Origin of the sequence: Micromonospora sp. WMMD710 (assembly GCF_029626045.1) — a bacterium.
Classification (GTDB): domain Bacteria; phylum Actinomycetota; class Actinomycetes; order Mycobacteriales; family Micromonosporaceae; genus Micromonospora.
In genome coordinates, this window is the sequence record NZ_JARUBD010000001.1 from 5,298,825 (window position 1) to 5,318,971 (window position 20,147).

Annotated in this window: 17 protein-coding genes and 1 tRNA gene; 7 read left to right on the top strand and 11 right to left on the bottom strand. The window is 71.1% G+C overall.

The window, feature by feature from the left end; translation table 11 throughout:
- Positions 1-93: 93 nt before the first annotated feature.
- Together O7620_RS24535 and O7620_RS24540 are read right to left on the bottom strand one after the other, a co-directional pair.
- Positions 94-2,292: a (Fe-S)-binding protein gene (locus O7620_RS24535; protein WP_278125389.1), complete on the bottom strand. Its 2,199-nt coding sequence runs from the start codon at positions 2,290-2,292 to the stop codon at positions 94-96.
- 288 nt (positions 2,293-2,580) lie between these two features.
- Positions 2,581-2,844 (bottom strand): cell division protein CrgA, encoded by a 264-nt coding sequence (locus tag O7620_RS24540; protein WP_151491519.1) that lies wholly within the window; start codon positions 2,842-2,844, stop codon positions 2,581-2,583.
- Positions 2,845-3,066: 222 nt separating this feature from the next.
- Here O7620_RS24540 and O7620_RS24545 point away from each other — a divergent pair, with 222 nt between their 5' ends.
- Genes O7620_RS24545 through O7620_RS24560 form a run of 4 tightly spaced genes read left to right on the top strand, consistent with a single transcriptional unit; the run spans position 3,067 to position 6,476 of the window.
- Complete coding sequence (locus O7620_RS24545; RefSeq protein ID WP_151491520.1) at positions 3,067-3,870, top strand: DUF881 domain-containing protein; 804 nt, start codon at positions 3,067-3,069, stop codon at positions 3,868-3,870.
- Positions 3,867-5,534: a class E sortase gene (locus O7620_RS24550; protein ID WP_278125391.1), complete on the top strand. Its 1,668-nt coding sequence runs from the start codon at positions 3,867-3,869 to the stop codon at positions 5,532-5,534. The genes O7620_RS24545 and O7620_RS24550 overlap by 4 nt, the downstream gene beginning before the upstream one ends.
- 4 nt (positions 5,535-5,538) lie before the next feature.
- Positions 5,539-5,823, top strand: coding sequence for a hypothetical protein (locus O7620_RS24555; RefSeq protein WP_151491913.1), 285 nt, complete (start codon positions 5,539-5,541; stop codon positions 5,821-5,823).
- Positions 5,824-5,825: 2 nt separating this feature from the next.
- Positions 5,826-6,476 carry an aminodeoxychorismate/anthranilate synthase component II gene (locus tag O7620_RS24560; protein WP_151491912.1) on the top strand — a complete coding sequence of 217 codons (651 nt, stop codon included), beginning with the start codon at positions 5,826-5,828 and terminating at the stop codon, positions 6,474-6,476.
- A 14-nt stretch (positions 6,477-6,490) separates the two neighbouring features.
- Here the strand turns inward: O7620_RS24560 and O7620_RS24565 are convergent, their stop codons facing one another.
- From O7620_RS24565 to O7620_RS24600, 8 genes are read right to left on the bottom strand one after another with little or no spacing between them, the layout of a single operon-like run.
- The gene (locus O7620_RS24565) at positions 6,491-7,186 is read right to left on the bottom strand and encodes an ElyC/SanA/YdcF family protein (RefSeq protein WP_278125392.1); all 696 of its coding nucleotides are present in this window, start codon (positions 7,184-7,186) and stop codon (positions 6,491-6,493) included.
- Positions 7,187-7,201: 15 nt separating this feature from the next.
- Positions 7,202-9,022, bottom strand: coding sequence for a Stk1 family PASTA domain-containing Ser/Thr kinase (pknB, locus tag O7620_RS24570; protein ID WP_278125393.1), 1,821 nt, complete (start codon positions 9,020-9,022; stop codon positions 7,202-7,204).
- Entirely contained in the window at positions 9,019-10,434 is a 1,416-nt protein-coding gene (locus O7620_RS24575; RefSeq protein WP_278125394.1) for a serine/threonine-protein kinase, read from the bottom strand. The genes pknB and O7620_RS24575 overlap by 4 nt, the downstream gene beginning before the upstream one ends.
- 1 nt (position 10,435) lies before the next feature.
- Entirely contained in the window at positions 10,436-11,941 is a 1,506-nt protein-coding gene (locus O7620_RS24580; protein WP_151491908.1) for a penicillin-binding protein 2, read from the bottom strand.
- Positions 11,938-13,428: an FtsW/RodA/SpoVE family cell cycle protein gene (locus tag O7620_RS24585; RefSeq protein ID WP_151491907.1), complete on the bottom strand. Its 1,491-nt coding sequence runs from the start codon at positions 13,426-13,428 to the stop codon at positions 11,938-11,940. The genes O7620_RS24580 and O7620_RS24585 overlap by 4 nt, the downstream gene beginning before the upstream one ends.
- 30 nt (positions 13,429-13,458) lie before the next feature.
- Positions 13,459-14,919, bottom strand: a complete 1,461-nt coding sequence (locus O7620_RS24590; protein ID WP_278125398.1) for a protein phosphatase 2C domain-containing protein — start codon at positions 14,917-14,919, stop codon at positions 13,459-13,461.
- Entirely contained in the window at positions 14,916-15,401 is a 486-nt protein-coding gene (locus tag O7620_RS24595) for an FHA domain-containing protein (RefSeq protein WP_074315675.1), read from the bottom strand. The genes O7620_RS24590 and O7620_RS24595 overlap by 4 nt, the downstream gene beginning before the upstream one ends.
- A gap of 6 nt (positions 15,402-15,407) precedes the next feature.
- A complete protein-coding gene (locus O7620_RS24600; protein WP_139586798.1) occupies positions 15,408-16,196 on the bottom strand; it encodes a DUF3662 and FHA domain-containing protein in 789 nt (262 codons plus the stop codon).
- 207 nt (positions 16,197-16,403) lie between these two features.
- Here O7620_RS24600 and O7620_RS24605 point away from each other — a divergent pair.
- The 3 genes from O7620_RS24605 (at position 16,404) to O7620_RS24615 (ending at position 18,472) form a co-directional block, all read left to right on the top strand.
- Positions 16,404-16,489: transfer RNA gene (locus O7620_RS24605), tRNA-Leu, on the top strand.
- Between the two features lie 64 nt (positions 16,490-16,553).
- On the top strand, positions 16,554-17,669 hold the full coding sequence (locus O7620_RS24610; protein WP_278125402.1) for an NAD-dependent epimerase/dehydratase family protein: 1,116 nt from the start codon (positions 16,554-16,556) through the stop codon (positions 17,667-17,669).
- A complete protein-coding gene (locus O7620_RS24615) occupies positions 17,666-18,472 on the top strand; it encodes a WecB/TagA/CpsF family glycosyltransferase (RefSeq protein WP_278125404.1) in 807 nt (268 codons plus the stop codon). Before O7620_RS24610 ends, O7620_RS24615 begins: the two co-directional genes overlap by 4 nt.
- Positions 18,473-18,539: 67 nt before the next feature.
- Here O7620_RS24615 and O7620_RS24620 read toward each other — a convergent pair whose 3' ends face one another.
- Positions 18,540-20,108 carry a S8 family serine peptidase gene (locus O7620_RS24620; protein WP_278125405.1) on the bottom strand — a complete coding sequence of 523 codons (1,569 nt, stop codon included), beginning with the start codon at positions 20,106-20,108 and terminating at the stop codon, positions 18,540-18,542.
- Positions 20,109-20,147 lie beyond the last annotated feature (39 nt).

A 20,147-nucleotide genomic window follows, 5' to 3' on the forward strand; every position in this document is an offset into this window, starting at 1 on the left:
TGTCGCCTCACCTCGGCGGGAATTCTCCCACGACGGCGGCGGCACCCGGGGGCGCCACCGCCGTCGATCGACATCGATCCAGGGGTACGCTGCTCAGCCGCCGACCGGCGCGGCGTCCCTGTCGCTCTGCGGCTGCTCCGGCTTGACCGAGCGGAGCAGCACGGTGGCCACGTCGATCACCTCGACCTGCTCGCCGGCACCCTTGCCGTTGACGCCGTCGCTGAGCATCGTCGAGCAGAACGGGCAGCCCACGGCGACCGTCTTGGCGCCGGTGGCCATGGCCTCCTCGACGCGATCCACGTTGATCCGCTTGCCGATCTTCTCCTCCATCCACATCCGGGCACCGCCGGCGCCGCAGCAGAAGGAGCGCTCGCTGTTGCGCGGCATCTCGGTGAGTTCGCCCTCGATGGCGTCCCCGAGCACCTCGCGGGGTGCCGCGAAGACCCGGTTGTGCCGGCCCAGGTAGCAGGGATCGTGGTAGGTGACCCCGCCGTCGACCGGCTGCACCGGGGTGAGCTTTCCGGTGGAGACCAGGTGGGCCAGGAGCTGGGTGTGGTGGACCACCTCGAACTCGCCGCCGAGCTGCCCGTACTCGTTGCCCAGGGTGTTGAAGCAGTGCGGGCAGGTGGCGACGATCTTGCGCTTGGCCTTCTCCCGGCCCTCGAACGCCTCGTTGAGGGTCTCGACGTTCTGCTGGGCGAGCATCTGGAACACGAACTCGTTGCCGATGCGTCGCGCCGGGTCACCGGAGCAGGTCTCACCCTCGCCCAGGATCGCGAACGTCACGCCCGCCTCGTTGAGCAGCGTGGCCACGGCGCGGGTGGTCTTCTTGGCCCGGTCCTCGAACGCGCCCGCGCAGCCGACCCAGAACAGGTACTCGAAGTCGTCCACCTCGCCGACCCGGGGCACCTCGAAGTCCAGCCCCTTGGTCCAGTCCTCGCGGGTGTTCTGCGGAGCACCCCACGGGTTGCCCTTGTTCTCCAGGTTGCGCAGCATCACGCCGGCCTCGGACGGGAAGCTCGACTCGATCAGCACCTGGTAGCGGCGCATGTCGACGATGTGGTCGACGTGCTCGATGTCCACCGGGCACTGCTCGACGCAGGCGCCGCAGGTCGTGCAGGACCAGAGCACGTCCGGGTCGATGACGCCACCGGACTCGGCGTCGCCGATCAACGGCTTGTCGCCCTCGGCGAGCGACAGCACGTCGAGGTGGGCGAGCTGCGCGGCGGTGGCCTTCTCCTCGCCGGTCAGGTCCTTGCCGCCGCCGGCCAGCAGGTACGGCGCCTTGGCGTACGCGTGGTCGCGCAGGCTCAGCACGAGCAGCTTGGGCGACAGCGGCTTGCCGGTGTTCCAGGCGGGGCACTGCGACTGGCAGCGGCCGCACTCGGTGCAGGTGCTGAAGTCGAGCAGGCCCTTCCAGCTGAACTGCTCGACGTGGGCGACGCCGAACTGGTCCTTCTCCGGGTCCGCCTCCTCGAAGTCGAGCGGCTTGCCCTGACTCGTCATCGGGCGCAGCGCGCCGAGGCCGGAGCCGGCCGGCTTGGCCGGCTCGCGCTTGAAGAAGATGTTGGGGAACGCCAGGAAGCGGTGCCAGGCGACGCCCATGGTGACGTTCAGGGAGATGACGATCAGCCACGTCATCGAAATAATGATCTTGATGGCGGCGGCGACGCTGACGCCGTCCGCCCAGTCCGGCAGGACCGCACCGACCGCGTGGCTGACCGGGGTGGCCCAGAACGGGAACTCGAAGTGGCCGGTGGCGACCTTGAAGCCCCGGATCACGAACCCGAAGATCAGGACCAGCAGCACGATCCACTCGACGAAGTAGCCCTGCCACATGGTCGAGCCGGTGAACCGGGAGCGTCCGCCCGGCCGGTTCGGTCGGTTGCGCAGGCGGATCGCCATCAGCACCAGGATGCCCACCAGACCCAGCACACCGATGATCTCGGTGACCAGGCCGAAGATCGTCCAGTGCCCGATGATCGGCAAACCGCCGTCGGTGGTGGCCACCTCGAAGTACGCCTCGAGCACCAGCAACGACAGCACCACGAACCCGACCATCACGAACCAGTGCGCCGCACCCACCACGCTCCACTTGAGCATCCGGGTGTGGCCGGCGGTCTCCACCAGCATGGTCCTGGTGCGGGCGGCCTTGTCGGCGAACCGCTCCGGCGCGGGCTGCCCGAGCCGGATGACGGCCGTCATCTTCATGACCGCGCGCACCGCAAGCCACACCGCCACCGCGGTGATGGCGGCCGCGAGGATCGTGGTGACGATCTGGACGCTGCCCATCGAGTTGGCCTCCCGGTCTGCTGCCTGTCGAGCGGCTCGGCGACCGGGGCCGGGTCAGGTGCGAAGCGGCCTCACGCCGTTGCCGCACCCGCGACCGGACCGGTCGATGACCTCGCTCCGCTCGGTCATGCAGTGCAGCCTACGCGCAAGGTTACCCAGCAGTAACGTGAGTCATCTCGCATCCGGCCACGCCGCCCTGCGGACACCATAGGGTGCCCCGCCCGATCCCGCCGGGCAGGGGCTCGTGGGGTGACGTGGACCCTCCGGCGTCTCGGCGCCGGGGCCGGCTCAACGCCAGCGGGAGAGCAGCGCCAGCGAGGCGACCATCGCACCGAAGCCCACCGCGAGGTTCCAGTAACCCCACGACATGACCGGGTACTCCTGCTCGGAGAGGTAGTAGACGACCAGCCAGCCGATGCCGGCGACGATCAGGGCGACCGCGGTGACCGGCAGCCACACCGGGCTAGGCTTGCGCGACGTCGCCGCCGTCGTCGGACGCACGTCCGTCGGCGGGGTGTACACCTTCTTCTTGCGGACCTGTGACTTGGGCACGACGCTCTCCAGAGGGGGTGACGACCTCGTCCGGCCTGACAACCGGGCGCGGGGGCGACGGTCCATGGCCAATAATGTTCGAGAGCTAGCGTAGTCCGGAACGCCCGCCCGGACCACGAATGGGGTCAGGCCGGTGCACGGAGTGACCGAAAAAGGCGGGACTGTTCGTATCACCGGCCGGGCCGGGGCGGACCGATCCCCGACACGCGGAAGGAACGCTCGGTGGAGTACACATCCGGCGCCGCCTCCTGGCAGAAGGTCCTCCGACGGGCCGGCGCCGGGCTGCTGCCCCGGCGACCCCGTCAACGCAGACCGGGCTGGTCGATCGGGGTGCCCCTGATCGCCGCCGCGGCCGGCCTGCTGTTCACCACCTCCGCCACCACCGCCGACGGCACCGCGCTGCGCGAGGACCGCCGGCCCCAGCTCAACCAGCTCATCGAGGACCGCCGCGAGCAGGTGGCGGGCAGCGAGCGCCGGGCCGCCACACTGCGCGGCGAGGTCGAGCAACGGACCGACGCGCTCGCCGACTCGGACGGCCCGATCAAGGCCCAGCGGGACCGCGCCGAGGGCGGCCTCCAGGCCGCCGGCTTCACCCCGCTCGCCGGCCCCGGCGTGACGGTCGAGCTGAACGACGCGCCGCAGTCGGACCAGGCCCACCCGGACGCCAGCAACGATGACCTGGTCGTACACCAGGGCGACGTGCAGGCGGTGGTCAACGCGCTGTGGGCCGGCGGGGCGGAGGCCATGTCAATCATGAATGTCCGCGTGCTCGCGACCAGCGCGGTACGCTGCGTCGGTAACACCCTGTTGCTCCACGGGCGGGTGTATTCTCCACCGTTCAAGATCGTGGCAATCGGCGACCCCGCTGCCCTTCAGCAGGCCCTCGCCAGCTCTGAGGGAGTCCGGTTGTTCAAGGACGCAGTCGATGACTACCAGCTCGGTTATAAGGAGGAGGCCGTCTCGAGGGTGACGGTCCCGGCGTTCGAGGACTCGACGGCCCTGCGTTCGGCTACGGTGCCCAGGTGAGCGGCGCGGACGGGCGACACCGGGACCAGGCCGACGACCCGACGGCGTTCCTGCCGAAGGTCGACCGGCCCGATCAGACGCCGGCCCGGCCCGGCCCGGCCAGCAACTGGCCCACCCCCGAGCTGCCGGCCCGCCCCCGGGCCACGCGCCCACCGACCAGCCCCGAGCCACCGCCCGCCGCCGCGCCGCCGCCAGCGGCCGTGCCACCGCCGGTAACCGCGCCGCCGCCAGCGGCCGTGCCACCGCCGGTAACCGCGCCGCCGGCCTGGCCTGGTGCTGCCGCCGCCGGGCCACACGACGGGTCAGGCCTTGCCCCCGGCGGCAACCCCGGCCGACCGACCGCGCCCAACCAGGAGCCGGTACGCCCGAGCACCGCCGGCGAGCTGCCATCCCGCACGCCCACACCCGGCACGGCATCGACCCCGCCAGCCTCTGGCACCGGGCCGACCCGCTCACCTGCCCCCGGCACCGGGCCGTCGGCCACCGGTGGCACGCCGGGTCTGCCGAAGGCCACGCCGACCCACCCGGGTACGCCCGGTGCGACGCCATCCCGGTCAACCGCTCCCGCCCCCTCGATCCGGCCGGCGGTTTCGGGTGCGCCGACTCCTCCGGCTGGCGACGCGCCGACCGCGTTCATCCCCACGGTCGGCACCGGGTCCACCCGCGCGGCCGGCTCCCCGGCCGCCGCCCCGACGTCCCCGGCCGGCTCGATCCCCCCGGCCGGGCCTCAACGCACCGCTGACCCGTCCGCCACCGCGCTGATCCCCACCGTCTCCGCCGGGCCGTCGGTCCGACCGCCGGCGATGGACTCCACGGCGCTGATGGGTGCCGTGCCCCGCACACCGACCGACGTAGACGAGCCGCCCGGTGCCGGCGACGGCCCCGCCGAGCCTCCCCGGCCCCGGCGCGGCGAACGGGTGGTCCAGCTCCGCCCGCACCAGACCGGTGCGGGCTACAAGAGCGTCTACTCGGAACTCACCCGCCCGTCGTTCGGCTCCCGGCTGCGCAGCGGCATCCGGGTCACCGGCGAGGTCCTCATCACCTTCGGCCTGGTGGTGCTGCTCTTCGCCGGCTACGAGGTGTGGGGCAAGTCGGCCGTCGTCGACGCCCACCAGAACGACCTCACTCACCAGCTCACCCAGGCGTGGGGCGGCGACCCGACGGTCGCGCCGTCGGCCGGCGCCCCGAGCGCCAAGCCGTCCCCGCCGGTGCACGGCAAGCCGATCGCGGGCCTCTACATCCCCAAGCTCGACAAGAACTGGGTGGTCGTCGAGGGCGTCACCCAGGACGACATCCGGTACGCCCCGGGTCACTACCCGACCAGTGCGCTGCCCGGCCAGGTCGGCAACTTCTCCGTCGCCGGCCACCGCAACCGGGCCACGTTCTGGCGCCTGGACGAGCTGGACGACGGCGACGCGATCGTCGTCGAGGGCAAGAACGACTGGTACGTCTACCGGGTGGCGCAGATCCGGATCGTCAAGCCGACCCAGGTCGAGGTGGTCGCCCCGGTGCCCGGCGAGCCGGACAAGAAGCCCACCAAGCGGATGCTGACCCTGACGACCTGCAACCCGAAATGGGACAACTACCAGCGGCTGATCATCCACGCGGAGCTGGACCGGACCCAACCCAAGTCGGCGGGCCGCCCCGCGGAGCTGGAAGGCTGACCCGATGTACGCGTTCATCTGGCGCAAGCTGCCCTTCGGGCTGGCCGGCAAGCTCACCGGCTCGGTGCTGCTCGCCGCCGCCGCGGGGGCCCTGCTCTGGTACGTGGCCTTCCCCTGGGCCGAGCCGCTGCTGCCCTTCGACGACGTGCAGGTCACCCAGGATTCCGGCGTACCCGGTGAGACGGGCGGCGGGGACGCCGTGACGGATGAGACCCCGGCGGGCGACGAGCACGACCTGCCGTACGACACCGACCAGAACAACTCCGCGCCGCCCTCCCCGAGCAGGTGACCATGCGCGTCCTGGTGATCGACAACTACGACTCGTTCGTCTTCAACCTGGTGCAGTATCTGGGCCAGCTCGGCGTGGAGTGCGAGGTCCGCCGCAACGACGAGATCGACGTCGCCGAGGTCGGCCAGGTGGGCGCGGCCGGTGTCCTGCTCTCGCCGGGACCGGGCAGCCCCGACCGCGCCGGCATCTGCCTGGACGTCATCCGGGAGTACGCGGGCAAGCTACCGATCTTCGGTGTGTGCCTCGGGCACCAGGCGATCGGCGAGGCGTTCGGGGCGACCGTGACCCGCGCCCCCGAGTTGCTGCACGGCAAGACCTCCGAGGTACGGCACCAGTCGGTCGGCGTCCTCGCCGGTCTGCCGGACCCGTTCACCGCCACCCGGTACCACTCCCTGGCGGTGCTGCCCGAAACGCTCCCCGATGAGCTGGAGGTCACCGGCTGGACCGGCTCCGGCGTGGTGATGGCGATGCGACACCGGACGCTGCCCATCGAGGGCGTGCAGTTCCACCCGGAGTCGGTGCTCACCGAGGGCGGCCACCTGATGCTGGCCAACTGGTTGGCCGGCTGCGGTCACCCCGAGGCGCTGGAGCGTGCGCCGGCGCTGGCCGCCGAGGTCGACGCCCGTCGCCGGGCCGCCTTCGTCACCATCTGACACGGGCCGGTGGTTCAGCTGCCCAGCGCGTCCCGGACCGCCGGGTCGGCGGGCGAACGGACCTGCGGCGCTCGACCCCGACCCGCGTCCCACGCGGCCTTGCCACTGGCGAAATAGTCCCGGACCGACTTCTCGACGAGCAGGGCGCGTCCGCAGCCGGGGCAGCGGGCGGCCACCCCGTCGACGTCGAGGCCCAGATGACGGCACAGCGTCACGGCCCGGGACAGGTGGTAGGACTGCGTCACGATCAGCGCCCGTTCGACGCCGTACACCTGGCGGGCCCGCGCACAACTGTCGTAGGTGTCCAGGCCGGACGGGTCGGCCACCACGCGCCGCGGATCGACGCCGAGTTCGGTGAGGTACGACGTCATCACCGCCGTCTCGTCACCCGACGTCCCGCCGCCGTCGCCCGACACGAGGATAACCTTCGCCCGCCCGCCGGTCACCAGGGCGGCGGCGGTCTCCAGACGGCCGGCGAGGCGTTCACCCGGCCGCCGCCGGTCGGCCGCCACGGCGGTGCCGAGCACGATCACCACGTCGGCGGAGGGCGCGTCGGCCTCGGCGTACAGGTGGCCGCGTGCGGAGATCGTCGTCCACAGCCACGGCAGGCTGGCGAGCAGCAGCGCGACGACGCCCAGAACGGCCAGACGTCGGAGGCGTCGCCGCCAGCGGTGCGCCGGCGTCGCAGCGGGCGCCTGCGCGTCACCCACGCTCGTTGGCTCGGCCTAGTCCTCGGGAAGCCGGTTCGGCGGGGGCGGGATCGGCAGACCGAGGCCGGCCCCGGTGCCGGGGGAGGTCGGCGTGCCCGTCGGCGTACCCGTGGGTGTGCCGGTGGGCGTCGGGTCGGTGACGGGCTCCGGTTGACTGATCTTGATGGTCACCTTCGTGCCGGTCGGCTTCTTGTCCTTGCCGTTCGGGCTCTGGTCGGTGACCTTTCCCGCCTCGGTGGCGGGCACCTCCGGGCCGTCCTGCGCAACGACCGTGAAGCCGGCGTTGCGCAGGACGCGGGTGGCCTCCTCCTGACCCAGTCCGACGACGTCCGGCACCTCGCGGACCTTGCCGTTCGAGACGGTGAGCGTCACCGTCGTGCCCTCGGGCACGCTCTGCCCCGACGGTGGGTTGACGCTGAGCACCTCGTCCTCGCTCGCCTCACCATCGACCGTCTTGATCTCGGGGACGAGCTTCGCCTCCTCCAGCCGCGCGATGGCGCTCTCCCGCTTGCTGCCCTTGAGACCTGCCGGGACGGTCACCTCGGGCTTGCCACCACAGATCTGGATGGTGACCGTCTGGCTCTCCTTCAGCCGCGCACCGGGCTGCGGGTTCTGCTGGAACACCGTGTTCGGTTTGCAGGTGCTGTCCAGCACCGGATCGCCAACCTGAGGCTGCAAGCCGGCGTTGCGGATCTCGGTGATCGCGACTTCCTGGCTCTTGCCGGTGAGTGTGGGCACCGACTTCAGGGCCTTGTCCTGTTGCTGGTTCCAGAGCAGGGCGGCGACCAGGGCGATCACCGCCAGCACACCGACCGCACTGAACATCGCGATCAGCCAGGACGACGCCTTACGCTGGCGCGGGTCACCCACCCGGGCCGGGATCTGCCGGGTCTGCTGCCCGCCGGCGGGAGCCGGATAGCCGCCCCCGCCGCCGGCCGGGGCCATCGCCACCGTCTCCGCCTCGCGCATCACCGGCGTGGCCAGCACGGGCCGGCCGGCGGCGGCGCGGAGCAGGTCCGCACGCATCTCGCCGGCGCTCTGGTAACGGTTGAGCGGGTTCTTCGACAGGGCCTTGAGCACGATCGCGTCGACGGCCGGGGTGACGTCCGGGTTGATGTCGCTCGGCGTCGGCGGCGTCTCCCGGACGTGCTGGTAGGCGACGCTGACCGGGCTGTCCCCGACGAACGGCGGGTGCCCGCAGACCAGCTCGAAGAGCACGCAGCCGGCCGCGTACACGTCGGAACGAGCGTCCACGGCCTCGCCGCGCGCCTGCTCCGGCGACAGGTACTGTGCCGTGCCGATCACCGCGCTGGTCTGCGTCATGGTGGTCGCGCCGCTGGCCAGCGCCCGGGCGATGCCGAAGTCCATCACCTTGACCTGGCCGGTCTGGGTGAGCATCACGTTGCCGGGCTTGATGTCGCGGTGGATGATGCCGTGCCGGTGGCTGAACTCCAGCGCCGCGCACATGTCGGCGCAGATCTCCAGCGCGCGGCGGGGCTGCAACCGGCCCTCGGCGCCGAGCACCTCTTTGAGGGTCCGTCCGTTGACGAACTCCATGACGATGAACGGCAGCGTCTCACCGGTCGGCGCGGTCTCCTCGCCGGTGTCGTAGACCGCCACGATCGCCGGGTGGTTGAGCGACGCGGCGTTCTGCGCCTCCCGACGGAACCGCATCTGGAACGTCGCATCCCGGGCGAGGTCGGTGCGGAGCATCTTGATCGCGACGTCCCGACCGAGTCGGAGGTCGCGACCGCGGTGCACCTCGGCCATGCCGCCATAGCCGAGCAGCTCGCCGACCTGGTACCTGCCACCGAGCAGGCGGGCCTGCGCTGTCATCGCGTCTGTCGTCCTTCGCTCGTCGTCGTCCCGCCGTCGTCCGGCTGGAGCCGTACCTCACGACGGTACGACGTCCGGGTCGGATCGTCGCGTCCGTCTGGCCGCAGCGCGCCGGACGTCGCCGCGTGCGGAGCCAGCGCACCGGTTTCGCCGGACTGCGACTGTTGCTTCTTCAGGTTGTAGGAAATCACGCCCGAGCAGAGCAGGACCAGCACGGCCAGCAGGATGGCGAGAAGCACCATTCCGGGCCGGGACCGGCGGGGCGCGGACGTGGATGGCGCAGGAATGCCCTGCCGGACGTACGCCGGAGGGTGTTCCTGCCGGGTCTGCGCTTGTGGCACGGCTGCGGCACCGCGTGGGTAGCCGGTCGGAGCGGCCGGCGGCCGGGCGTACGGGACCGCCGGCGCGACGGCGGTGGGACGGGGCTGCTGGGCCGGGGCGATCGCGGTCGGCCGCTGCCCGGCGGGCGCCGGACGGTGCGGGCCGGCCGGTGGCCGATGGTGCTGCGACTGCGGCACCTGCGCACGGCCCGGCCCGGCCGGCGAGGCCGGCGCACCGGAGACCGGACCCGGGTGGCCGCCCCGGGCCTGCTGGGAGAGCGCGGCCTTGAGCTGGCGGGCGACTCCGGCGAGGGCTGCGGCGCTGGGCCAGCGGGCGGCCGGATCCTTGGCCAACGCTCGTTCCACCACTGCCCGGACCTGCGGCGGAATGTCCGCGGGCAGAGGGCGCGGGGTCTCCCGGACGTGCCGCATGGCGATGTCGAGAGGGTTGTCGCCCTCGAACGGACGCCGCCCGGCCAGGCACTGGTAGGCGACCACGCCGAGGGCGTACACATCGGAGGCTGGCGTGGCGACACCGCCGGTGGCCTGCTCGGGTGAGATGTACGAGGCGGTGCCGAGCACCGAACCGGCGGCGGTGAGCTGACCGACCAGGTCGGAGCGGGCGATGCCGAAGTCGGTCAGCACCAGCGTGCCGTTCGGCCGGACGAGCAGATTGCCCGGCTTCACGTCGCGGTGCACGATGCCCTTCTCGTGGGCGGCGTGCAGCGCGTCCGCGGCCTGCGCGACGAGGGCCATCGTCCGGGCCGGCGTGAGCCGGCCGACCCGGCTCAGCGTCGACGACAGGGCGTCGCCCTCCACGTACTCCATGACCAGGAACGCGATCTGCTGGTCGTTGCCAAAGTCGTAGACGTCCACGACGCCGGGGTGGTTGATGGTCGCCATGGTCCGGGCCTCGCCGCGGAACCGCTCGGCGAAGTCCGGGTCGTCGAGCAGCGCGGGAAGCAGGCTCTTTACCGCGACCGTCCGGCCGAGCACCTGGTCGGTGCCGCGCCAGACGTCACCCATGCCGCCGCTGGCGATCCGCTCGTCGAGGCGGTAGCGGTTGCCGAGTTGGACGCCGGGGCTGAGCATGTCAGCGGCCTCCGGGGTCGGCGATGGCGGCCCGCATGATCTGGCCGCCGATCCGGGCCGCCTCGGCGCTGCCGCCGCTGCCGGCCTGCTCCAGCACGACGCACACCGCGGAGACGGGATTGCCGTTCTTGTCGATGGCGAATCCGATGAACCAGCCGTGGTCGGGCCGGTCCGGGGCGGACTGCGCGGTGCCCGTCTTGCCGCCGACCGTGTAGCCGGCGATGGCCGCCTTCCGGCCGGTGCCGTTCTGGACCACGGTGAGCATCATGTCCCGCAGGTCGCCGGCGACCTGCGGGCTGACCGGCTGGCGCAACTCCCGCGCCTTGGCGGTGTAGTAGCTGGTGGTCCGGTCCGGCGCGAGGAGCTGCCGGACCAGGTACGGCCGCATCTGGCTGCCGCCGTTGGCAACCGACCCGGCGATGAGGGCACCCTGCAACGGCGTCATCCGGACGTTGTTCTGGCCGATCGACGACTGGGCCAGTGCGGCCGGGTCGGTGCTGCCGTCCGGGTTCTGCATGTCCCCGGTGCGGCTGGCCGCCGTCGGCAGACCGCCCTCGCCGAGCTGGCCGACGGTGAGGTCGTCCTGCTCGAAGCCGAACTGCCGAGCCTTTTCTTTGATCTTGTCGGCGCCGAACCGCACGCCGAGCTGGGCGAAACCGGTGTTGCAGGACTCGGTGATCGCCTCCTGCAGCGTGACCTGCGCCTCGGGGCAGATCGACGGGGCGGCGTTGCGGATCGGGCTGCCCGAGGTGGGCGGGGTGTAGCTGGGGCCGGCCGGGATCGGCGTCGACTTGCTGACGCCGTTCTCCAGCGCCGCCGCGGCCACCACGATCTTGAAGGTGGAGCCCGGCGGCAGCGTCTCGGCGAGCGCGCGGTTCTTCAACGGGCCTTCCGGATCCTGCTCCAGCTTGTTGAACGCCGCGGCCGCCGCAGCCGTGTCGTGGCTGGCCAGCGGGTTCGGGTCGAAGCTGGGCATGGAGACCAGGGCCTGCACCGCACCGGTACGCGGGTCGATGGCGACCGCCGCGCCCCTCTTCGCACCCACCTGGTTGTTGCGCAGCTGGTCGTACGCCACGTCCTGGGCCCGCCTGGAGAGCGTGAGCAGCACGTTGCCGCCCCCGGTCTCGTCGCCGGTGAACATGTCCTTGAACCGGTCGCCGATCAACTGGTCGCTGGTGCCGGCAAGGAAGTCGTTCTCCACCTGCTCGATGCCCTGGTCCGCCAGGTTGACCGGCTTGTAGCCGAGCACGTGGGCGTACTTGGCGCCGCCCGGGTAGGTGCGCTGGAACTTCAGCTTGCCGGTGGTCTCCTTGCTGGTGGCCACCGCCGTGCCGCCGGCCTCGATGTTGCCGCGCTTGCGCTTGTAGTCGGCAACCTGGACCCGGCCGTTGTAGTCGCTGGTGCGGTACTCGTCGGCCTTGTACGCCTGGATCCAGTTGAGGTTCGCGAAGAGCAGGCCGAACAGGACCATGACGACGACGCCGACGCGGCGCAGGGGTGCGTTCACGGCTTGATCACCTCCGTGGGAGCACCATGCAACTGCTCGGGCGGCCCGCCGGCCGGTCGGCTCGCCTTGCCGGCACCGCCGGTCACCGGCCGCCGAGCGCCGTCGGAGACCCGCAGCAGGACCCCGATGAGTAGCCAGTTCGCCATCAGCGACGAACCACCGGCGGACAGGAACGGGGTGGTCTGGCCGGTCAGCGGGATGAGCTTGCTGATGCCGCCGGCGATCACGAAGACCTGCAGGCCCAGGGTGAAGGCGAGACCGCCCGCGAGCAGCTTGCCGAACGAGTCACGCACCGCGAGCGCGGCGCGCAGGCCCCGCTCCACGATCAGCAGGTAGACCACCAGCAGTGCGGAGAGGCCGAACAGGCCGATCTCCTCACCGATGCCGGCGAAGATGAAGTCATTCTGCACCTCGGGGAGGATGTCCGGTTGACCGCCGCCCGGCCCGGTGCCGAAGAGCCCGCCCGTGCCGAGGGCGAGCAGGCCCTGGACGAGCTGGTAGCCCTTGTCGGTCGGGTCGGCGAACGGGTCCAGCCAGATCTCGGCCCGCACGTAGAAGTTGGCGAACGGCCCGCCGACCGTCGAGCCGAGGACGTACGCCAGGTACGCACCGCCGAAGAAGAGGACCAGACCGATCAGCAGCCAACTGACCCGTTCGGTGGCGATGTAGAGAGTCACCACGAACATGCCGAAGTACAGCAGCGAGGTGCCCAGGTCCTTCTCGAACACGAGCACCAGGAGGCTGATCAGCCAGACCCCGACCACCGGGCCGAGGTCACGGCCACGCGGGAAGTCGATGCCGAGGAACCGCCTGCTGGCCAGCGACAGCACCTCGCGCTTGCGCACCAGGTAGTAGGCGAAGAAGACCAGCAGCGCCAGCTTGGCGAACTCACCCGGCTGGATGGAGAAACCACCCACCCGGATCCACAGCTTCGCGCCGTTGATCTCGGAGATGCTGGACGGCAGCACCGCCGGGAGCATCACCAGCACGATGCCGGCCAACCCCAGGGTGTACGCGTACCGGGACACCGAACGGTGGTCACGCATGATGGCGAGCAGGCCGGCGGCGAGGATCACCGCGGCGAGCGTCCACGCCAACTGCCGGCCCCCGATGCCGGCGAAGACGGCCAGGGTCTCCCGGTCGGCCACCGGGGCCTCACCCAGGTCGATGCGGCGCAGGAAACCCACCCCGAGGCCGTTGAGCAGGGCTACCGCCGGCAGCAGGGCCGGGTCGGCGAACGGGGCGAGGAACCGGATGACCAGATGCAGACCGAGGAAGACCGCTCCGAGGGCGGCGGCGGGCATCCAGAAGTCCGGAGTGACCGTGTCCAACAGGTTCGCCTCGACGGTCGCCCCGTACGCGGCCACCAGCACCATCGCAAGCAGCAGCAGGGACAGCTCGGCGTTGCGCCGGGACCGGGCCAGGCGTACGCCGGACTGCCCGCCCGTGGTCGCGGGCGAGGGTGCCGGTGTGGCCGCTACGGTCACGGGTGGAATCCTCTGGATCTCAGCCGACGCTCACTCAGGAGACCGGCAACCGGCCGGATCGAGCGTCGGCGGTGTCGAATCGGAGGGCGTGGCGTCGGGTGTGGTCGTCGGGCTGGTCACACCGACGGTGGCGGTTGCCTCGGTGCTCGGGCCCGCGGTCACGGTCCCGTTGGGAGTCGCCGGCGCATTGGCGGTGGGGCTGCCGTTCGGTGCCGGGGTCGCCCCGTCCGGGGTCGGCGTCGCACCCACCACGGCCTGGTCGGACGGGCAGAGCGGCTTGAGGTTGGGGTTGCTCGGGGTGTCGCTGGTCAGTTCGGCGAGCTGGCGCTCGGCGTCCGGCTCGCTCTTGGCCCGGATGCCCACCTTGACGGTGTCCTGCGCGGCGACGGTGAGGTCGTCCAGCCGGGTGCCGCTGGTGCGGTGCACGGTGGAGAGGTCCATCCCGGCGATCTGACCCTGGATGCCCCGGAAGACGGCGACCTGCCCCTCCTCGGTGGCACCCACGTAGTACTGCCGCTGGGTGTACGTCCAGCCGGCGAAGGACCCACCCCCGACGATCACCAGCAGGGCCAGCGCCATCGCGGCGGCCCGCACCGGCCGGCGCTTCGGGCGATCCGGCTCGTCGTCGGAGGCGGAGGGCTCCTCGGGCACGGCCGGGCGCGGCGCGGAGAGCGCGGAGGCCCGGGCGGCCGGCGTGGAGTCGTCGGCGGAGGTGGCCATGCCCCGGTCCCGGGCGGCGGCGCCACCGACGATCGGGGTCGCCTCGACGATGTCCTGGTCGGTGGCGTCGGCGATGATCACGGTGATGTTGTCCGGGCCGCCGCCGCGCAGCGCGAGCTGCACCAGCCGCTCGACGCACTGCTGCGGGTCGGGGTACTCCCGCAGGGTCTCACCGATGGTCTCGGCGCTGACCACGCCCGAGAGGCCGTCACTGCAGATCAGGTACCGGTCGCCGGGAAGAACCTGGCGCACCGAGTACTCCGGGTCGATGTCCCGGCCGTCGAGGGCGCGGGTCAGCAGCGACCGCTGCGGGTGGCTGCTCGCCTCCTCGGCGCTGATCCGGCCCTCGTCGACGAGCATCTGGACGTACGTGTCGTCCTTGGTGATCTGCGCGAACTCACCGTTGCGCAGCAGGTAGGCCCGCGAGTCACCAATGTGGACCATCCCGATCTTGCTGCCGGAGAAGAGGGTCGCCGTCAGCGTGGTGCCCATCCCCTCCAACTGCGGGTTGGCGTCCACCGTGTCGCGGAGTTGTTGGTTGGCGGTACCCACGGCCGAACGCAACGCGTCGACGAGAGCGTCCCCCGGGACGTCCTCGTCGAGCGGCGCCATGGCACCGATGACGATGTTGCTGGCGACGTCACCGGCGGCCATGCCGCCCATGCCGTCGGCAACGGCGAGTAGCCGCGGCCCGGCGTAGACGGAGTCTTGATTGCCGTCTCGGATCAGACCGCGGTCGCTGTGGGCCGCATAGCGCAGGGTCAGAGTCATGGCCGTAATTCGAGGGAAGTGCGGCCGATCCGGATCGGCACGCCGAGGGGGACGGGGGTTGGTCCGGTGACCTTAGCGCGATCTAGGTACGTGCCGTTAGTCGAGCCGAGGTCCTCGACGAACCACTGCCCGTCGCGGGGCACGAGCCGGGCGTGCCGCGCGGAGGCGTAGTCGTCGGTGATGACCAAGGTGGAGTCCTCGGCCCGACCGATGGTGATCTGCGCTTCACCGAGAGTGATCCTGGTGCCGGCCAGCTGACCGGCGGTCACCACCAGCTGGTGCGCCGCCCTGCCCCGCTTCACCTTCGCCGGCTTGGCCGCCTGCCCCGTCGAGGCGCCCACCGCTCGCGGCGCCGCCACCAGGCGACCGGACCGGGCCCCCGCGAACAGGTCGCGGCGAATCACGCCGACCACCGTGAACACGAAGATCCACAGCAGGATCAGGAATCCGAACCGGGCAACGGTGATGACCAGTTCCGGCAAGGCGGGTCAGCCGTCCACGCGGAAGGTCAGCGTCGTGGTGCCGAGCTGGACCATGTCACCCGGGTTGAGGGCGACCGCGGAGACCCGCTGGCCGTTGACCATGGTGCCGTTGGTCGACCCCAGATCGGTCAGCACGACCTGGCCGCCGTCGAAATCCAGCCGGGCGTGTCGCCGGGAGATGCCGACGTCGGGCAGACGCAGGTTGGCTTGGTCGCCACGACCGATCACCGTCGACCCCATCTGGAGGGGGTAGGTGCGGCCGTCGCCGGAGACCAGCCGCACGTTGCGGCCGCCACCGTGGCCGGGCGGCGGGCCGTAGCCACCACCCTGGTCGTACGCGGGGTAGGCGGGCGGGCCGGCGTCGTAGCCGGGCGCCGACACCGGGGCGACCTCGCCACCGGTGTAGACCTCGGCGGTGACCCGGAACATGCCCGTGTCCAGGCCGTCACCCCGCTCGATCTCCACGATCACGTCACCGTAGACCGTCCACGCCTGCTCGCCGATGAACTCCGCCTGCGACTGGGCCAGCTCCTGGGCCAGTGCGGCGGCGTACGGCGCCAGACGACTGTGGTCGAACGGCGAGAGATCGATCACGTAGCGGTTGGGCACCAACGTGCGCCCACCGGCCAGGATCGCCTTGTGCGCCTCGGCCTCCCGCTGCATGGCGTTGAGGATCTCCACGGGGTGGACCACCCCTTTGAAGACCTTGGCGAAGGCCCCTTCGACCAGGCCTTCCAGACGCTTCTCGAAGCGTTGCAGCACGCTCACCGGCTCCTCCTCGGGTCCCGAGGACATGATGGTATCCGGCCGGCGCGCGTGCAGCTCACACGCCGCTCGGCCGGCTGCTCCCGGCCCACTCGGAAGGACCGGGACTGCCGTGCTAATCTTTCGTCCGCCACGAACGGTAACCGCTCGTGGCGAGCACCTGGGACAGCGTAGTATTCCCGAGGCCCGCTGGAGACAGCGGGATCGGGGCGGCTACAGTGTTCCGGGTTGTGCCACGGGGATGTGGCGGAATGGCAGACGCGCACGGTTCAGGTCCGTGTGCCCGAAAGGGCGTGGGGGTTCAACTCCCCCCATCCCCACCACCGACGAGGGCTCCGCATCATGCGGGGCCCTTCCGTCATATCGGGGCGCGTCGGGCGTCACGCTATGCTCCGATGGATTCTGCCTCCGATGGACCAGGAGTGGCGTGTGAGTGTCGCGTTGGTGACCGGGTCTGGTGGTCTGATCGGCTCCGAGGCGGTCCGGCACTTCGCCGGCCTCGGCCTGGATGTCGTCGGCATCGACAACGACATGCGCCGGTACTTCTTCGGTGAGGACGGCTCCACATCCTGGAGCCTGGAGCGGCTCGGCCGTGATCTGGGTAACTCGTACACCCACTTCGCGGTGGACATCCGGGACCGCGACGGCCTGGAGCAGGTGTTCAAGAGGTACGGCTCGGACATCGCCGTGGTGATCCACAGCGCCGCGCAGCCGAGTCACGACTGGGCCGCGAAGGAGCCGTACACCGACTTCGACGTCAACGCGGGCGGCACGCTCAACGTCCTGGAAAACACCCGGAAGCACGCGATCGACGCACCGTTCATCCACTGTTCGACCAACAAGGTCTACGGTGACCGGCCCAACAGCCTGCCGCTGGTCGAGCTGGAAACCCGGTACGAGCTGCCCGAGGACCACCCGTGGTACGAGGGCATCACCGAGGACATGTCGATCGACAGATCCCTGCACTCGATCTTCGGTGCCTCCAAGGTCGCCGCGGACGTGATGGTCCAGGAGTACGGCCGCTACTTCGACATGAAGACCGCCTGCTTCCGGGGCGGCACGCTGACCGGCCCGGCGCACTCGGCGGCCGAGCTGCACGGCTTCCTGGCGTACCTGATGCGCTGCGTCATGGAGGGCCGGACGTACAACCTGTTCGGCTACAAGGGCAAGATGGTCCGCGACGCGATCCACTCGCGGGACGTGCTGAGCGCGTTCGAGGCGTTCTTCCGGGCACCGCGCTCGGCGGAGGTCTACAACCTGGGCGGCGGCCGGCACTCCAACACCTCGCACATCGAGGCGTTCCGGATCGCCGAGGAGATCACCGGCCGCGAGGCGCGGATCAACTACGTCGAGCAGAACCGCACCGGCGACCACAAGTGGTACGTCAGCAGCATGGCCCGGTTCGAGGAGCAGTACCCGGACTGGAAGATCACCTACGACGTACCGATGATCCTGCGGGAGATCTACGAGGCCAACGTGGACAAGTGGGTGCCCCAGTCATGACGTCCCGCACCAAGCGCAACGTGCTCGGCGTCCTGGTCGACGCCACCGACTACGCCACGGCGACCGACGCGGTGGTGACCGCCGCGCACGAGCGGCGTCCGCTCGCGCTGACCGCGCTGGCCGTGCACGGCGTGATGACCGGTGTCCTGGACCCGGCGCACAACGCCCGGCTCAACTCCTTCGACGTGGTCACGCCGGATGGGCAGCCGGTGCGCTGGGCACTCAACCTGCTGCACCACGCCGGGCTCACCGACCGGGTCTACGGCCCGACGCTGACCCTGCACGTGCTCTCCCGCTTCGCCGACGAGGGGCTGCCGGTCTACCTGTACGGGTCGACCGAGGAGACGCTGGCCAAGCTGATCCCGGCACTGGAGCGGATGTTCCCCGCGCTGAAGATCGCCGGGGTGGAACCGTCCAAGTTCCGGGCCGTCCAGCCGGGCGAGGACGCCGAGATCGCCGACCGGATCCGGTCCAGCGGCGCGCGGCTCGTCCTGGTCGGGCTCGGCTGCCCGCGCCAGGAGGTCTTCACGTACGCCATGCGACCGCTGCTCGACATGCCGATGATGGCGGTCGGCGCGGCCTTCGACTACCACGCCGGGCTGCTGCGCCAGCCGCCGCCGTGGATGCAGCGCGCCGGGCTGGAGTGGTTCTGGCGGCTCGGTCTGGAGCCGAAGCGGCTCTGGCGTCGCTACGTCATCCTCAACCCGGCCTACCTGACTCGGCTCGCCGCGCAGAAGACCGGCCTGTGGAAGGCCCGTCCGCCGGCACCGGCCACCGAGCGGCCGACCACCTTCGCGGTCTGACCCCCGATCCCGTACGACCCGAGGCCCCACCCGACGATCCGGGTGGGGCCTCGGTCGTGGGAGGCGGTCAGACGGTCAGGGTCCAGGTGTTGATGTAGCCGGTGTCGGCCGAGTAGGTGTCCCGCACCTGCAGGCGCCAGGTGCCGTCGGCGGCCTCACTGGACACGTTGGCCGTGTAAGTCGTGTTCACGTTGTCGGCGCTGTCCGAGCTGCTGCTGTTCTTCAGGCGGTACGCGCTGCCGTCCGGGGCGAGCAGGTCGATGACCAGGTCACCGCGGTAGGTGTGCACGATGTTCACCGCCACCGTGGCGGCCGACGAGGCGTTGCGGCCGCAGCCGGCGATGGTGATCGAGCTGGTCACCGCCGCGCCGGCGTCCGGGATCGACACGTCCGTGCCGTTGGTGCCGGTGCAGCCGGTCGGCGGCGGGGTCGTGCCGCCGCTGCCCACGTAGAGCAACTGGTTCGGGGTGCCGGTGCCGACGTTGGTCACCACGTTCGGGGTGGAGTTGCTGACCAGGTAGTCCCGCACCTGCTGCGGCGTCCAGGACGGGTTCGTCGACAGCGCCTGCGCCGCCGCACCGGCGACGTGCGGCGAGGCCATCGAGGTGCCGCTGATCGTGTTGGTCGCGGTGTTGCTGTTGTACCAGGCCGAGGTGATGTTGACGCCCGGTGCCAGGATGTCGACGCAGGTGCCGAAGTTGGAGAAGCTCGCGGCCGCGTCGTTGTTCTGCGTCGCACCTACGGTGATCGCGGAGGCCACCCGCGCCGGGGAGTAGTTGCAGGCGTTCTGCCGGACGCCGAGGGTGTTGCCATTGCCGGCCGCGACCGCGTACGTGACGCCGGAGTTGATCGAGTTGTTGATGGCCGTGTCGAGCGAGCTGTTGGCACTACCACCGAGGCTCATGTTCGCCACCGCCGGCTTGACCGCGTTCGCGGTGACCCAGTCGACGCCGGCGACCACACCCGCGATCGTGCCACTGCCGGAGCAGTCCAGTACCCGTACGCCGACCAGCTGGACGCCCTTGGCGACCCCGTACGCGGACCCGCCGACCGTGCCGGCGACGTGCGTCCCGTGGCCGTTGCAGTCGTCGGCCGACCCGCCGTCCACGGCGTCGTAGCCGGAGGTGGCCCGGCCGCCGAAGTCGTTGTGCGAGAAGTGGATGCCGGTGTCGATGATGTAGGCGTGCACGTTGCTCGCCGTGTTCGGGTAGGTGTAGGAGCTGTCCAACGGCAGGTTGCGCTGGTCGATTCGGTCCAGGCCCCAGGAGGGCGGGTTGGCCTGCGTTCCGGAGATCGAGACGGTGTGGTTCTGCTCCACGTACGCCACCGCGGGGTCGGCCGCGATCCGCGCCGCCGCGTTGGCGCTCACGGTGACCTCGAAGCCGCGCAGCGCCGTGCCGTAGGTGCGGGCCACCCTGCCGCCGTGGCGGCTGGACAGCCGCTTCGCGGTGTCACCGACCCGGTCGCGGGCCACCGCGCTGTCCTTGAGGACCACGATGTAGCTGTCCGGCACGGCGGTGGCTCCACCGGCGGCCTGGACCACGCCGACCGGTTCCGCAGCCAGGGCTGGGGTGCCGACGGCCAGCGCGGTCGCCGTGGCCACCCCGACCAGTACGGACCTGCGTGGAAGACCCATCTCCTACCTCCCTCCGACCGGCGGCGGATCGCGACCACC